Annotated in this window: 11 protein-coding genes and 1 pseudogene; 5 read left to right on the forward strand and 7 right to left on the reverse strand. The window is 73.0% G+C overall.

The window, feature by feature from the left end; translation table 11 throughout:
- Positions 1-20: 20 nt before the first annotated feature.
- Positions 21-1,865, reverse strand: a complete 1,845-nt coding sequence (locus tag AB0E05_RS07660) for an endonuclease/exonuclease/phosphatase family protein (protein ID WP_361960360.1) — start codon at positions 1,863-1,865, stop codon at positions 21-23.
- 375 nt (positions 1,866-2,240) lie between these two features.
- Here AB0E05_RS07660 and AB0E05_RS07665 point away from each other — a divergent pair, with 375 nt between their 5' ends.
- The 4 genes from AB0E05_RS07665 (at position 2,241) to AB0E05_RS07680 (ending at position 7,672) form a co-directional block, all read left to right on the forward strand.
- Positions 2,241-3,746, forward strand: a complete 1,506-nt coding sequence (locus AB0E05_RS07665) for a hypothetical protein (protein WP_361960362.1) — start codon at positions 2,241-2,243, stop codon at positions 3,744-3,746.
- 472 nt (positions 3,747-4,218) lie between these two features.
- The gene (locus AB0E05_RS07670; protein WP_361960364.1) at positions 4,219-5,814 is read left to right on the forward strand and encodes a TROVE domain-containing protein; all 1,596 of its coding nucleotides are present in this window, start codon (positions 4,219-4,221) and stop codon (positions 5,812-5,814) included.
- 146 nt (positions 5,815-5,960) lie between these two features.
- On the forward strand, positions 5,961-6,614 hold the full coding sequence (locus AB0E05_RS07675; RefSeq protein ID WP_361960366.1) for a GntR family transcriptional regulator: 654 nt from the start codon (positions 5,961-5,963) through the stop codon (positions 6,612-6,614).
- 41 nt (positions 6,615-6,655) lie between these two features.
- Positions 6,656-7,672: a 1-aminocyclopropane-1-carboxylate deaminase gene (locus tag AB0E05_RS07680; RefSeq protein ID WP_361960368.1), complete on the forward strand. Its 1,017-nt coding sequence runs from the start codon at positions 6,656-6,658 to the stop codon at positions 7,670-7,672.
- A gap of 339 nt (positions 7,673-8,011) precedes the next feature.
- Here AB0E05_RS07680 and AB0E05_RS07685 read toward each other — a convergent pair whose 3' ends face one another.
- From AB0E05_RS07685 to AB0E05_RS07695, 3 genes are all read right to left on the reverse strand, one after another.
- A complete protein-coding gene (locus AB0E05_RS07685) occupies positions 8,012-9,223 on the reverse strand; it encodes a TerD family protein (RefSeq protein WP_361960574.1) in 1,212 nt (403 codons plus the stop codon).
- A 107-nt stretch (positions 9,224-9,330) separates the two neighbouring features.
- On the reverse strand, positions 9,331-10,155 hold the full coding sequence (locus AB0E05_RS07690; protein WP_361960370.1) for an NAD(P)-dependent oxidoreductase: 825 nt from the start codon (positions 10,153-10,155) through the stop codon (positions 9,331-9,333).
- 332 nt (positions 10,156-10,487) lie between these two features.
- The gene (locus tag AB0E05_RS07695) at positions 10,488-11,684 is read right to left on the reverse strand and encodes an MFS transporter (protein ID WP_361960372.1); all 1,197 of its coding nucleotides are present in this window, start codon (positions 11,682-11,684) and stop codon (positions 10,488-10,490) included.
- A 199-nt stretch (positions 11,685-11,883) separates the two neighbouring features.
- Between AB0E05_RS07695 and AB0E05_RS07700 the strand changes: the two are divergent.
- A pseudogene (locus AB0E05_RS07700) lies at positions 11,884-11,952 on the forward strand (GntR family transcriptional regulator); the annotation flags it as partial.
- Between the two features lie 60 nt (positions 11,953-12,012).
- On the opposite strand, the gene AB0E05_RS07705 reads toward AB0E05_RS07700, so the two are convergent.
- The 3 genes from AB0E05_RS07705 to AB0E05_RS07715 all read right to left on the reverse strand — a co-directional run bounded on the left by AB0E05_RS07705 (position 12,013) and on the right by AB0E05_RS07715 (position 15,593).
- The gene (locus AB0E05_RS07705) at positions 12,013-13,461 is read right to left on the reverse strand and encodes a penicillin-binding transpeptidase domain-containing protein (protein WP_361960374.1); all 1,449 of its coding nucleotides are present in this window, start codon (positions 13,459-13,461) and stop codon (positions 12,013-12,015) included.
- Positions 13,462-13,596: 135 nt separating this feature from the next.
- Positions 13,597-14,244, reverse strand: a complete 648-nt coding sequence (locus AB0E05_RS07710) for a response regulator transcription factor (protein WP_361960576.1) — start codon at positions 14,242-14,244, stop codon at positions 13,597-13,599.
- A gap of 5 nt (positions 14,245-14,249) precedes the next feature.
- Positions 14,250-15,593 (reverse strand): histidine kinase, encoded by a 1,344-nt coding sequence (locus tag AB0E05_RS07715; protein WP_361960376.1) that lies wholly within the window; start codon positions 15,591-15,593, stop codon positions 14,250-14,252.
- Positions 15,594-15,635: the final 42 nt, after the last annotated feature.

Here is a 15,635-nt window from a genome sequence, read left to right on the forward strand (position 1 = left end):
GGCGCCGGCCACCCGTCGGGTCACGGCCGGAAGCGCAGCACCTGCGGGTCGTGGTCGCTGTTCTGCTCCGTGAACTCCGCGTTGATGTGGACGCTGTCGTAGTCGAACCGGCCGATGCCGGGGCTGGTGAGGATCTGGTCCAGCACCTGGCTGTTGCCCTGGAAGACGTACGAGTAGCGGTCCTCGCGCGGCAGCGACTTCACGGCCGGGTACAGCGCGCCGCCGGCGGTGAGCGCCTGCGTCGTCGCCGAGAACTCGAAGTCGTTGATGTCGCCCACGACCAGGACGTCCGCCCGGCGGTCCACCGCCAGGAGGTCCTTGACGAAGGTGTTCACCGCCTGCGCCTGCGCCAGCCGCTGGACCTCGGAGGAGCGGTTCGGCGGCTGGCGGTGCGAGGTCAGGGACTCGTCGCCGCCCTTGGAGCCGAAGTGGTTGGCGACGACGAACACCTTCTTGCCGCGGAAGGCGAACTCGCCGGCGAGCGGCTTGCGGCTGGACTCCCAGGCGGTGTCGGCGGGCGCGACGCGGCCCGGCGAGTGGGTGAGGGCCGCGGTGCGCCCTTCGCGCACGACGCCCGTCGCCGTGGTGGCGTCGGCGCCCGGGCGGTCGGTGAAGGAGACCCGCTCCGGGTTGAAGAGGAAGACCTGGCGGATGTTGCCGCCGGGCTGACCGCCGTCCTTGTTGTCCTCCGGGTCGACGCCGCGCCACTCGTAGGCGGGGCCGCCGGCCGCCTTGATCGCGTCGACGAACTTCCGCACCGTCTGGTCGGCGGCGACGGTGCCGTCGTTCTTCGCCCCCGTGTTGTCCTGGATCTCCTCCAGGGCGAGCACGTCCGGCGACGCCAGGTTCTCCACCACGGCCCGGCCGAGCGCGTCGAACTTCTCCTGCGGGTCGCCCGGGTCGAGGTTCTCGACGTTGTACGTGGCCACCGAGAGTTCGTTCTTCGTCTGCGGCCGGGTCCGCTCCCGCTCCAGGCCGCGGTCGACGACCGTGCCGAGGTCACGGGCGGCCAGGGTGTAGCCGCCGAACTGGTTGAAGTCCAGCGGCCCCTCCGTGGTGCCCTTGAGCACGTCGCCGACGTTCGCCTTCGGGAACGGCTCCTCGGTGAGCGGGACGAGGGACTGCACCTTGAGCCGGCCGGTGTTCTGCGACGCGTACGAGCCGTAGCGCGCCCCGCCGCGGGCGGTCGGGTTCTCCTGCGGCTTCACCGTCACCCACAGCTCGGAGTACGGGTCGGTGGCGCCCACGACGCGGGAGGTGCCGATGCGGACGTTGGCGCCCTCCAGGGACTCGTAGTAGTCCAGGGCGTAGCGGCGCGGGTCCAGGCGCAGGCCGTTGATGCTGCCGCCGGCCGCGGGGTCGCCGGCGGGGGCGTACGCGCCGGGCACGGTCCAGGCGGCGACGGTGACCGGCTCGGGCACGGCGTTGCCGCTGGAGACCACGGTGACCGCGGCGCGGGTGATCTGGGTCAGGGACTGGTTCCCGGACGAGGCGCCGCCGGGGACGAACTCGGCCACCGTGCCGGAGACCAGCACGGAGTCCCCGGGCTTCACGGTGGGCGTCGAGCCGGAGCCGGTGAAGACGAAGACGCCTTCGCTGGTGGCGGCGTTGCCGTCGCCGTCCGGGTCCTGGAACCAGAAGCCGCGCGAGGAGCCGTAGGTCCGTACGCCGGTGACGACGCCGGGGACGTCGGCGACCGGCTGGCCGGCGAGCGGGGAGACGCGGGTGGCGCCCTGGACGTCGTGGATCCTGACCGCGGGGTCCGCGGCGGAGGCGGGGGCGGATCCGGCCAGCAGACCGGCGGCGAGGGCGGCGGCCGTCAGGACGGCGACGGCGGCCGGTCTAGGTATCGCGGAGGAGGACATCGAAGCTCCGGAAGTCGAGTGAGGGGCGGGGAGTGCGGGGGAGGAGCGCGGCAGGACGGCGCACGCGTGCCCCGCACGGCTCTACGCGCGTCAATCTCCGGTCTGCGCAGGGCACTTGTCAAGGGCGTCCGGATGTACGCGGGGCGTCGGGCGGATGACGTCGGCGCACGGGCGGCGCACGTTCCGGCGGGGCGGGGCGAGGAGTGCTCCCGGGACCGGACGAAGGGGCCGCCCCAGCCGGAGGGTCGGTGCTTCGCCGTCTTCGCGGCCGGGAACCGTCCAGGCGCCGCGGAATGCAGGGGAAAGCGTCTACGCTGGGGAACCGTGCCCCGGGGCCATGCCCGGATCCGACCCGCCCCCGAGGAGAACCAGCCGATGCCCCAGGACCGTCCCTCCATGCCGCCCGTACGGCTGCACTCCGACGCGGAGCTGGCGCGGGACGCGCTCGCCACGACCCTGCTCTCCCGGGCCGTGCGCCTCGCCCGCTGGGCCGGGGCCGAGACCCGGGTGGGCGCCGGCGGCGAGCTGGTCGAGGAGCAGCTGTCCGCCGCGGCGGAGCAGATCGGCCTCCCGCAGGACGACGAGGGGCGGGCGTACGCGAGCGAGGCGTGGCGGGCGGCGGTGGACGCCGGCCTCGTGGCCGTGCACGACCCCACCGACGATGCTGCCGACGCCGACGCCGACGCCGACGCCGACGACGCCTCGGACGACGCGTACGGCACGGTGACGCCGGGCGAGAACCTCTCCCTGCTCACCTCCGGCGGCCCGCAGGACGTCCTCGCCGTCTGGCTGGAGATCCTGGACGCCGCCCACGCCGACGCCATCGCGCCCCTGCTGGACGACATCAGCGACGTGATCGGCGAGGACGGCGAGATCGACTACGCCGCGCTCGACTGGGACCCGGAGGGGGAGGCGGAGTTCCTCGACGGCGTCCTCGGCAACCTCTACCTGCTCACCGTCACGGACGGCGGCGCCGGCAACGAGCCCGTGCCGCTGCCCGCCCTCGCCGCCTCGATGATCGTCCCCGACGACATGGGGGAGCCCACGGACGACGTCCTCGAACAGGTCTCCACGGCGATGGTCCGGCTCGACGACCAGTTCCGGCTGCTGGAGTCCGTCGGACTGGTCGACTTCCGGCCCGTCGACGAAGAGCTGATGGCGGAGGCCGGCACGGAAGCCGCCGAGCCGGGCGAGCCCGTGGGCGAGGAGGACGTCTCCCGCTACGGCCTGGTGCGCCTGACCCCGCTTGGGCTGTACGGGGTGCGGACCCGGATGCTGGAAGCCGGGCTGGACGTCCCCGCCGTGGGCGACCTGGCCGCCAAGGGCGCCGACGTCCTCCTCGACGGGCTGGCGCACTACCCCGAGTCGGCGGCGCGCGCCGAGACCGAGCTGTGGCTCGACCGCCACGAGCCCGCCGCCGCGGCGCGCGAGCTGCTCACGGCGGCGCGCGGCGCGGACGAGGGCGCCCCGCTGCGCCGGCTGCGCTGTCAGCAGGCGCTCACGCTCATCGGCCCCGAGGGCGAGCCGGAGGTGCGCGCCGTCCTCGACGACGCCGAGCTGGGCGGGCTCGCCCGGGTCTGGCTCGCCGAGCGCAGGGCGGCCGACGTGCCGCCGCCGTCCGAAGCGATGATCTTCTGGCTCTCCGTCGACACCATCGCCGCCCAGCTCGACGCCGGCGGCGAACTGGCCGAGCTCCAGGGGCTCGTACAGGACCTGGTCGGACAGCACAGCGGCTTCTTCGACGCGGTCTGGCGGGTGGACCACCCCGCGACGGCGGAGGTGCTGGAGGCGATCGGCGGCCTCCACCCGGACCGGCGCATCGCGAAGGAGGCGCGCCGGGCGGCGTTCCGCGCCAAGTCCCGTACGCCCCGGGGCGCCTGACGCCCTTCGGTCCCTTGGGTCGATTGCGGGAAAATGCGTGGTGGCTTCCCTCGCCGCCGTCCTAAAGTGATGTTCGTGCCCAGGTGCGCAGGCAGGACGTACTTCCACTGTAAATGGGGCGGTTGCGGGTTCGAGTCCCGTCATCGGCTTCCGAGCCGATGTAGCTCAATTGGTAGAGCACCTGATGTCAGTCCAGCCGCTGTGATCTCTGGGCACGCCTTTTCTTTGCTGTAACGCACCTCCCGGTGCGCTGACCTCGGGAGGTGCGGCGTACGAGACGTGCCCGGTGCGCCGGACACGGATACTTCCACGGACCGGGAGAAGCGGGTTCGAGTCCCGCCCGGCCCTTTCACGGGGTTGGTGGTGGAAGGGAACCACGCCCGGGGTGAACTAGCTGATTCCCCGTGCCCGATCCGATCTCGGGCACGTCCCGTACGCCGTACCTCCCCGTGAATTCGGGGGGATTCATCCGATGGCCCGCTTCAACAAGCGCCTTGTCAAGAAGCTCGTTTCTCCGGTGCGCTCCACCGGCCGCACGCTCCGCACCCACCAGGGCGGAATCGGCGCCGAGCGCGACCCGAAGTCGGAGCTCTTCCTGCTCGCCGTCGCCAACTTCGTCTCCCAGAACACCTTCTACGAGTCCGGGGACGAGCGGGACGACCGCTTCCGCGCCCTCGTGCGGCGCCTCGCCGTCGAGGACCCGCAGTGGACCGCCGGCCTCCTCGGCTGGCTGCGCGGCGAAGGCAACATGCGGACCGCGTCCCTCGTCGGCGCCGCCGAGTACGTGCACGCCCGGCTCGCCGCCGCGGCGAGCGACGGCCCGTCGAACCGCAGCGTGATCGCGTCCGTGCTGCGCCGCCCCGACGAGCCCGGCGAACTGCTCGGGTACTGGCACGCCCAGTACGGCCGCGCCCTGCCCAAGCCCGTGAAGCGCGGCGTCGGCGACGCCGTGGCGCGGATGTGGGGCGAGAAGGCGCTGTTGAAGTACGACACCGGCTCCAAGGGCTTCCGCTTCGGCGACGTCCTCAACCTGGTGCACGCCACGCCCGCGCCCGACAAGCCCTGGCAGGGCGAACTGTTCCGGCACGCGCTCGACCGGCGCCACCACCCCGAGGAGGCGGAGGTGCCCGAGGCGCTGCCCGTCGTCGCGGCGCACCGCGCCCTGATGGCGCTGCCCGTCGCCGAGCGGCGCGCACACGTTGTCGCGCCCGACGGCGCCGAGCGGCTCGCCGCGGCCGGAATGACCTGGGAGGCCCTCGCCGGCTGGCTCCAGGGCCCGATGGACGCCGCCGCCTGGGAAGCCGTCATCCCCTCCATGGGGACGATGGCGCTCGTGCGGAACCTGCGCAACTTCGACGAGGCGGGCGTCTCGGACGAGGTCGCCGCCCGGGTCGCCGCGCGGATCGCGGACCCGGCGGAGGTCGCGCGCTCGCGGCAGTTCCCCTTCCGCTACCTCGCCGCGTACCAGCACGCGCCGTCGCTGCGGTGGGCGTACGCCCTGGAGCAGGCGCTCGGCCACTCGCTGGCCCGGGTGCCCGCGCTGCCGGGCCGCACGCTGATCCTGGTCGACCGCTCGGGGTCCATGTTCTGGTCCATGCTGACCAGCCGGTCCCAGCTGAGCCGGGCCGACGCGGCAGCCGTGTTCGGCACCGCGCTGGCGATGCGGGCCGAGCACGCCGACCTGGTGCAGTTCGGCACCGACAGCAGCGCGGTGGACTTCCGCCGGGGCGAGTCGGTGCTCAAGGTGCTGGAACGGTTCGACAACCTCGGCGGCACCGAAACCACGGAGGCGGTGCGCCGGCACTACCGCAAGCACGACCGGGTGCTCATCGTCACGGACGAGCAGGCGAACGCGCACCGCGAGGGCGACCCGACCCAACAGGTCCCGGCGCACGTGCCCGTGTACACCTGGAACCTGGAGGGGTACCGGGCGGGGCACGCCCCGTCGGGCACCCCGAACCGGCACACCTTCGGCGGCCTGTCGGACGCGGCGTTCGGGATGGTGACCCTGCTGGAGCGGGGGCGTAGCGCCAACTGGCCGTGGGCTCAGGGCGCGACGGCGGCCTGAGGTGCCGGCCGTGCTGCTCCTTGCTTGACCGCTTGACCGCTTGACCTTGCCCCGGCGGCTCGAACGACCGTGAGCCGTCGGGGTCTTGGTGCGATCCCGTCGCGGGGGCTGACATCTAACATGTTAGTCATCTAGCATCCCGGTTCATGTCGACGCTGCGGCCCGTGGGGCGAACCCTGTTGCGTGACACCGCGTACGTCGCCCTGCGCGACGCCATCGTCCGCGGCGAGCTGGCCCCGGGCGAGCCCGTGCGCGACGTCGAACTCGCCGCGCGCCTCGGCCTGTCCCGGGCCCCGGTGCGGGACGCGCTCGCCCGGCTCGTGGAAGACGGCCTGGTGGAGACCAAGCCCCAGAGCTACACCCGGGTGACCCGGCTCGATCCCCGCGCGGTGCGGGAGGCGGGAGCGGTGGTGGGCGCGATGCACGAGGTGGCGACCCGTACCGCCGTACCCCTGCTGTCCGCCGCCGACGTCGCCGAGATGCGCGCCGCCAACGACCGCTTCGCCGCGGCCGTCGCCGCCGGCGCGACCGCCGACGCCCTGAGCGCGGACGACGCGCTGCACGACGTACTGGTGCGGGTGTGCGGCAACCGCGCGGTGACGGCGACCATCGCCCGCTACACCCCGCTGATCCGACGGCTGGAGTGGCGGCTGTTCGCCACCCGGGGCGCGTGGGAGTCGGCGGGGATGCACGAGCGGCTGATCGCCGCGTGCGAGGCGGGCGACGCGGCCGGGGCGACCGCGGTCACCGCGCACATCTGGAGTTCCCTCACCGGTCTCACCGCTGACACGTCCGACTGACGAAGGCCATGCTGACGAGTTCCTCGCTGAAGGAGTCGACCATGTCGCTTGACGCCCACGCCCGCTTCCCGCTGCTCTTCGGCCCCTCCCCGGTGCACCGCCTCGACCGGCTGACCGCCCACCTCGGCGGCGCCGAGCTGTGGGCCAAGCGGGAGGACTGCAACTCCCCGATCGCCTACGGCGGCAACAAGACCCGCAAGCTGGAGTACCTGGTCGCGGACGCCCTCGCGCAGGGCTGCGACACCCTGGTCTCCATCGGCGGCGTCCAGTCCAACCACACCCGCCAGGTGGCGGCCGTCGCCGCCCGCGTCGGCCTGGACTGCGTCCTGGTGCAGGAGAACTGGGTGGACTGGACGGACCCCGGCTACGACAAGGTCGGCAACATCCAGATCAGCCGGCTCGCCGGGGCGGACGTCCGCATGGCGCCGGCGGGCTTCGACATCGGCATCCGGGAGAGCTGGCAGCAGACGCTGGCCGAGGTGACCGCCAGCGGCCGACGCCCTTACGCGATCCCCGCCGGCGCCTCGGACCACCCCCTCGGCGGCCTCGGCTTCGCCAACTGGGCGTACGAGGTGGCCGAGCAGGAGCGCGAACTCGGCGTCTTCTTCGACACCGTGGTCGTCTGCTCGGTCACCGGCGGCACCCAGGCCGGCATGCTCTCCGGCTTCGCCGCCCTGGAACGATCCGGCGCCCGCCCCCGCCGCGTCCTGGGCATCGACGCCTCCGCGGCCCCCGAAGCCACCCGCGCCCAGATCGGCCGCATCACCCGCGCCACCGACGCCCTCCTCGGCGTGGAGCGCGAGCTGAAGGACGAGTCCATCGAACTGGACGACCGCTACCACGCGGGCACCTACGGCGTCCCGGACGAAACGACCCTCGCGGCGATGCGCCTCGCGGCCCGCACGGAGGGCATGATCACCGACCCCGTGTACGAGGGCAAGTCCATGGCCGCCCTGATCGACCTCGTCACCCGCGGCGAGATCCCTCCAGACTCCACGGTCCTCTACGCCCACCTCGGCGGCCAGCCGGCACTGAACGCGTACAGCACACTGAACTGACGGGCGGGCCCGTGTCCGGGCCAAGGCGGAGCCCCGCGGGGCCGGCACCCTCAACGGAACACCTCGGCACGCGCGGGGACGACCTCTCCCAGACGGCCTTCCACGTGTCCTTGACCGGAACACCCCCGCATGCGCGGGGACGACACTTGTTGAGCCGGGGTTCTGTCAGCGATCGATGCGCGTTTCGGCGAGTTGGAACGCGCGGTCACGGCAGCCAGACCGAGACCCCCGCCTCGCCCGTCGTGCGGACACGGCGGGAAGGTGACCCGGCGTCTGAAAGGGCCCGCCGGCCCGGTGGTGGTCGGCGGGCCCTCACGTGGTGCCGGGCTGCTGGGGTGGCTACAGCGCCTGTGCTGCCGGCTTGACCATGCCGCGGACCGTGCGGGACTTGACGAAGTCGCCCATGGCGGTCATTTCCCACTCGCCGGAGAACTGGCGGATGAGTTTGGCCATCATCACGCCCGTCTGGGGCTCGGCGGTCGTCAGGTCGAAGCGGACCAGCTCCTCGCCGGTGGCCGCGTCCAGCAGGCGGCAGTACGCCTTGGCGACCTCGGTGAACTTCTGGCCGGAGAAGGAGTTCACGGTGAAGACGAGGCCGGTGGCCTCGGCGGGGAGGCGGCCGAGGTCGACGGTGATGACCTCGTCGTCGCCGGCGCCTTCGCCGGTGAGGTTGTCGCCGGAGTGCTTGATGGCGCCGTTCAGGATGGCGAGCTTGCCGAAGTAGCAGCTGTCGAGGTGGTTGCGCTGGGGGCCGTAGGCGATCACGGAGGCGTCGAGGTCGATGTCCTTGCCGCGGTACGCGGGCTCCCAGCCGAGGCCCATCTTGACCTGGGAGAGCAGCGGACGGCCGCCCTTGACCAGGGACACCGTCTGGTTCTTCTGGAGGTTGACCCGGCCCTTGTCGAGATTGATCTTGCCGGTGCCGGGCGCGGGCGCGGGCGGCGCGGCAGGGGCAACGGGGGCCGACGGGGGAGCGGGCGGGGCAGGGGGCGCCGGCGGGGTGGGGGCGGAGAAGGCGGTGGGCGGGGCGACCGGGGCCGCGGGGGGCGGGGTGGGCTCCTCGTCGACCGAGACGCCGAAGTCGGTCGCGATGCCGGCCAGACCGTTGGCGTAGCCCTGGCCCACGGCGCGGGCCTTCCACGCGCCGTTGCGCAGATAGATCTCCACGACGACGAGGGCCGTCTCGCCGCCGAGCTGGGGCGGGGTGAAGGTGGCGAGCGGGGTGCCGTCGTCGGCGCTGCGCAGGGTGGCCGTGGGCTCGACGCCCTGGAAGGTCTGGCCCGCGGCGTCCGGGCTGGCGGTGACCACGATCTTCTCGATGCCGGGCGGGACGGCGGAGGTGTCGACCACGATGGCGTCCGGCGCGGCGCCTCCGCCGGACCGATAGGTCACGCCCGGGCCCGTCGGCTGGTTGTAGAAGATGAAGTCGGCGTCGGAGCGCACCTTGCCGGCGGCGGTGAGGAGCAGGCCCGAAACGTCGAGCCGCACCGGGGCCGCGACGTCCACCGTCACTCGCGCGGTGGGGAGGGGGATGTTCGAGCCAGGGGTCATAACGGTCATGCCAGGAGTAACGACCGGGACCGCTTTGCCGTTCCCTTACCCTTCGTGCTTTCGGCTTTTCGCTCGTTTGCCCGGCTCGGAGCCGGCCCCGGACGGGCTCAGAGCGGCCACTGCGGAGGGTCGGTGACGAAGTGGCCGCCCAAGTAACGGTGGGCCGGGTTCTCCGGGTCCAGCTCGCCCTGCTCGGCGACGAGCTTCGCGGCGAACTGCTCGGAGTCGTCCTGCGGCTCGTACCCCAGCGCCCGCGCGCTCGACAGGTCCCACCACAGCCGGGTGTTCGCCGAGGAACCGTAGACGACGCTGTGGCGCACGTCCGGCGCGGTGAGCGCCGCGTGGAAGAGGCGGGCGCCGTCGCCGGGGCTCATCCAGACCGACAGCATCCGCACGGACGTGGGCTCCATGAAGCAGGAGCCGATCCGCACCGAGACCGTCTCCACCCCGTGCCGGTCGTGGTAGAGCTGCGCCAGGTCCTCGCCGAAGCACTTCGACAGGCCGTAGTACGTGTCGGGGCGGCGCGGGGTGTCGATGGGGATCAGCTCGTCGCGGGTGACGGGCGGCCCGCCCGCGGGGCGCGGCGTGTAGCCGACGGCGTGGTTGCTGGAGGCGAAGACGACCCGCGGCACCCCGGCCTCCCGGACCGCCTCGTACAGGTGGTACGTCCCCTCGACGTTGGCGCGGAGGATCTTCTCGAAGGGGGCTTCCAGGGAGATGGCGGCCAGGTGCAGCACCGCGTCGACGCCCGTCACCGCCGCGCGCAGCGCCGCCCGGTCGGCGAGGTCGGCCGTGATGGCGTCGGGCTCGCCCTCGATGGGGGTGACGTCGAAGAGCCGGAGCTCGTAGCCGTACGCGGGGAGGAGCCCCCGCATCAGCGTGCCGAGTCCGCCTGCGGCGCCGGTGAGCAGGACCGTGCGGGGAGCGGGCATGGACGGGTCTCCTCGTCGTGCTTCGTCTCGTCGCGTCGTGCGTCGCCTGGTCGTACGTCGTCCCGCCGGGCCGGGGCGTGACTCCCGCGGCGCCCACCCGGCTGCGGACGCTCAGGGCTGTGGACATGCATGACCATCATTCACATGCAGGGGCACGCTAGGGAGCGGCCCGAACACCGTCAAGTGTGGTGCGCGGGGCGCCGCTTCCGCCCCTGAGTCGCAGTCCTGCGTCTCGACCGCTCCAGGAGCGCTGCCCCGGCGTGACGACGTTCAGGGCGCGTGGGACGCGGTCCCGGCACACGTCGCGTCGGCGCCCGCCCGCTGAGCGCGGATCACCGTACGGCCCCTCGCCCCGCCAGGACCAGCGCCGTCGCCACGCCCGCCGCCCCCAACACCGCCAGCGCCACCCGTACGTCCACCACCGCGACCAGCCCGGCGCCCAGCGCCAGCGCGATCGCGTTCGGCGCGTACATCACCGTGCTCGCGGTCGCCGCGGTGCGCCCGAGGGCGTCGGCCGGGGCGTGCTGCTGCACCGTCGTCATCGCGGCGACCAGCACGCACGGCAGCCCGAAGCCGACGCCGACGCTGCACACCAGGGCCAGGGCGTCGTACGGCAGTGCCCGCGCCGCCGCGGTCAGCGCGAAGAGCGCGATGCCCACCGCGGCGAACCGCCGCGCGTCCAGCCGCCGCAGCAGCGGGCCCGCCACCAGCCCGACCAGGACGGAGCCCAGGCCCTGCGCCGCGTACAGCGCGCCGACGAAGGTGGGGGAGCGGTCGAGGACCGCGTCGGCGACCGCGAAGACCAGGGCGCCGTTGACGCCCGCGAGGAACATCGTCACCCCGCCCGCGAGCACCAGCGGGCGCATCGCGGCCGAACGCCGGATCTGTCGCACGCCCTCCACCACCTCCCGGCGCAGACCGCCGCCCGCCGTCCGCGCCGGGCGCGGCTCGCGCACCCGCAGCAGGACGCACACCCAGGCCGCGAGCACGAAGGACGCGATGTCGACGAGGACCACGGGCGCGGCCCCGAACCGGGCGAAGAGACCGGCGCCCACCAGCGGCGCCAGCATCTTCGTGCCCTCCTTGGCGGTCAGCCGCAGCCCGTTGAAGTCGCCCAGCAGCCGGGCGTCCACCACGGTGGCCACCAGCGCGGTCTCCGCCGCGTCGTGGATCTGCGCACACAGCCCGTACAGGGCGAGCGCCACGAGCAGCAGCCACACCCGGTCCGCCGGGTCCACCGCCAGCAGCGGCACCAGGACGGCCGCGGACGCCAGGTTCGTCGCGATGAGCAACGGCCGGCGGCGCACCCGGTCGGCAACCGTGCCCAGCAGCGGCGCGACCAGCACGGGCGCCCACATCGCGAAGGTGGTGAGCGCCGCGAGGCTGTTCGAACCGGTCAGGTCCTTCACCCAGATCCCGGCGACCAGCCACAGCGCGGTCGTGCCGAAGCCCGAGACGACCACACCGCCCAAGTACAGCCCCGCGTTGCGGTCCCGCAGCACCGCGAAGGCCGCCCAGCCCCTGTCCACCCGTCGTCCCCCGCTCGTTCCCCGCCGCTGTCGCACTCCTGCCGCGAGTCAGCGTGGCGACTAAGGACCCCGCGAGGGATCGGACGACTGCCCTAGCCGGGGGCCCCGCCGGGACCTCAGGGCGAACGGGAGCGGCAGCCGAGGGCCCTTAGCGCGCCCCATTGCGGTGCGTCGAGGGCGTCTTGACGGCCCCGCGGGCGAGGCCCTCAAGGCGCTCGTCGGCACCGGGCTGGTGGTGATCAGCCAGTACAAGGGCGTCACCGTGCGCGCCCTTCGCCCGGAGGTGTCCGACGCCGAAGCTGTTCCCGCCCGCGGACCGGCCGGGCGGTCACTTCAGCGCGGCGGCCATCACCTTCTGGGCGACCGGCGCGGCCAGGCCGTTGCCGCTGACCTCGGAGCGGGGGCCGCCCGCGTCCTCGATCACCACAGCCACCGCGACCTCCTTGCCGTTGTCGTCGTCCTTGGCGTACGAGGTGAACCAGGCGTACGGCTTGCCCTTGTTGTCCACGCCCTGCTGGGCCGTGCCCGTCTTGCCGCCCACCTCGGCTCCGCTCACCTTGGCATTGGAACCGGTGCCGTCCTCGACGACGGTGACCATCGCACTGCGCAACTGTTCCGCGGTCTTCTCGGAGACGATGCGCTTGCCGGACGAACCGTCGTACGACTGGAGCTCCGTCCCCGCCGAGTCGATCACCTGCTTCACCATGTGCGGGTCCTTCAGGACGCCGTCGTTGGCGATCGCCGCCGACACCATCGCCATCTGCAACGGGGTGGCCGTCACCTCGAACTGACCGATGCCGGTGAGCGCGGTCTGCGGCTTGTCCGGCGCCGCGGGATAGACGCTCTCGTACGCCCGCACCGGGACGTCCCGCTCCTCGTCGTTGAAGCCGAACTTCTCCGCCATCGCCCGGAGCTTGTCGTCTCCCAGGTCCTCCGCCATCTTTCCGAAGACGTTGTTGCACGACCAGCGCAGCGCGGTGCGTATGGAGGCGTCCTCACAGGGCGCGCTGGGGATGTCGTTCGGCAGCACGTGGGTGCTGTTGGGCAGGACGTACGGCATCGGGCTCGCGGTCTTCTCGTCCACCGAGTCGTACAGCCCGTCCTCCAGCGCGGCGGCGGCCGTGACCAGCTTGAACGTCGATCCCGGCGCCAACGGCTGGCGCAGCGCGCGGTTCACCATCGGCTTGTCCGGGTCGTCCAGCAACTGCTGCCACGCCTTGCCGTCGGAGGTGCCGGCGATCGTCGACGGGTCGTACGACGGGGTGCTGACCAGCCCGAGGATCTTCCCCGTCGACGGCTCCATGGCGACGGCCGCGCCCTTGATGTCGCCCAGCGCCTCGAACGCCGCGCGCTGCACCTCGGGGTCGATCGTCGTCAGCACGTCACCGGGCGCCAGCTGCTTGCCGGTGAGCGCCTCCACCGGGTCCTTCAGCCGGTCGTCCGTGCCGTCGAGCACGTCGCTGTAGATGCCCTCCAGCTGCGTCGAGCCGTACGCCTGCGAGCTGTACCCCGTCACGGCCGCGTACAGCTCGCCGTCGGTGTACGTCCGCTTGTACGCCAGGTCGCTGCCGGTGGTGCGGGCGGAGCCGGTGACCGGGGTGCCGGCCACGACGATGTCACCCAGCGGCTGTGCGTACTGGTCGATGACCTTGCGCCGGTTCTTGTCATTGTCTGCGAGCGCCTTGGAGTCGTATGCCTGCACCCAGGTGGCCCGCACCAGCAGGGCCAACACCAGCAGCAGGCAGAAGACGGCGCTGTGTCTGATCGTCCTGTTCATCCCACCTGAGGACGACCGGGGTCCGTCGCCGGGTTCCCCATCACCTCCCCTTCCGGAGATTCTCAGAGATTCTTCAGACGGCACCCGCTGACCACGGCGGCTGCCCTCCCGCTCACCACGGCGGACGGCGCTTGGTCAGCGGGGCGCCACGAACCCCGCCTCGTACGCCGCGATCACCGCCTGGGTGCGGTCCCGGGTGCCCGTCTTCGCCAGCACCGCCGCCACATGGCTCTTCACCGTCGCCGGTCCCACCTCCATCTCACGGGCGATCTCCCTGTTCGTCAGGCCGCTCGCCATCAGTCGCAGCACGTCCCCCTCCCGCTCGGTCAGCCGCGCCACCCAGGCCGGGGGAGCGCTGGACGCCCCCGTGCCGTACGCCTCCGCCAGCGCCCGCACGGCCGACGGGAACACCAGCGCATCGCCCCGGGCGACCAGCCGGACCGTCTGCACCAAGTGGTCCGCGTCCGTCCGCTTGAGCAGGAAGCCGGCCGCGCCCGCGCGCAGCGCGTCGTACACATACGCGTCGTTCTCGAACGTGGTCACCACCAGGATCCGCGGCGGTGCCTCCAGCGCGGCGAGGATCCGCTCGGTCGCCCCGATGCCGTCCATCTGCGGCATCCGCACGTCCATCAGCACCACGTCCGGCCGCAGCTCGCACACCACGGACACGGCTTCCTCGCCGGTCCTGGCCTCTCCGATCACCTCCAGGTCGGGCTCCGCTTCCAGGATCACGCGCAGCGCAGTGCGCACCATCCGCTCGTCATCGGCGATCACGACCCGCACCGCGCTCACCGATCGAATCCCAGCGTGCCACCCGAACGGTCGTTCAGGGGGAGCTTGGCGTACAGTCGCCACACCCCGTCCGCCGGGCCCGCCTCGACGACGCCCCCGAGGGCCGCAGCCCGCTCGACCATGCCCGCCACCCCGCGCCCGCCACCCGGGCGGACCACCGGGGCCCGGTCCGGCAGTGGGTTCTCCATCGTGATCTCCAATGTGTCCAGTGCTCCTGGTTCATCCGATTCCGCGCCGCGCCGGGCGATCCACAAGGACACCGGGACCGCCCCGGCGTGCCGCAGGGTGTTGCTCAGCCCTTCCTGGACGATGCGGTACGCCGCACGGGACTCCGGTGCCGGGACCTCCTTCAGCGCGCCGACCGTCATCCGCTGCGACACCCGCTCCCTTGTCACCGGCACCCCGCTGCGCGCCAGCAGCCCGTCCAGCTCCGCGAGCGTGGGCCCGCCGGCCACCGCTTCGTGGGCCCCCGCCGCCCCGTCGTCCCGCAGCAGGCCGAGGACCGTGTCCAACTCGTCGACCGTGCGCCGGGCCGTCTCCTCGATCGCCTCCAGCGCCTGCCGCACGAACTCCGGGTCGCGGTCGACGACCCGGCGCGCCGCGCCCGCCTGGAGCGTGACCGCGCTCAGCGCGTGCCCCACCGAGTCGTGCAGCTCCCGGGCGAGACGGTTGCGCTCGGCCAGATCGTTGGCGCGCCGCTCGGCCGCCGCCAGCCGATCCGCGGGCGTCGGGCCCAGCAAGACGGGCGCCGCACGCGCCAACAGCGCCCCGGCCGCCGCCGAGACCCCCGCCAGCGCCAGGAACATGGCGACGCCCGCGACGGGGAAGAGCGCGAGCAGCCAGAACGGGACGTCCGGCACCTGTAGCCAGGTGCGCAGCGGCGGGACGAACGGCACCAGGGCCGTGCTCGCCGCGAACGGCGGCAACGCCAGGGACGCCCCGCTGACCAGCGCGCCCACCCCGGTGTGGAGCGTGAACCAGGCCGCGGTCCGCAGTCGGGCCGCCCGCGACCGCGCCGACCCGTCGGCCAACACCCCGTCCGGCAGCGTGCACAGCGCCCGCGCCGCCGCCACCGACAACGGCCGCAGCTGGGAGACCAGCGCCGTCACCGTGGCCAGCGGAAGCGCGACCGCGTACGACAGCAACTGGTCCCCGAGGGACGTCGGCACGAGCGAGCGCGCGCCCGTGAACGGGCCGAGGACGACACCGGCCAGGATCCAGAACGGCATCATCAGCGCGCCGCCCACAACCAGATGGAACCAGCGCCCCCGGGCCCGTCTGCCGAACAGCGCGCGCAGCACCGCCCGGACCGTCACCCGCACCTGTGAAGCTCCCCCCACCCTTGCTCCCCGTGAACCCGTGAACCATGCACCCGTGAACCT

It is taken from the genome of Streptomyces sp. NPDC048057 (assembly GCF_040653095.1).
GTDB lineage: Bacteria > Actinomycetota > Actinomycetes > Streptomycetales > Streptomycetaceae > Streptomyces.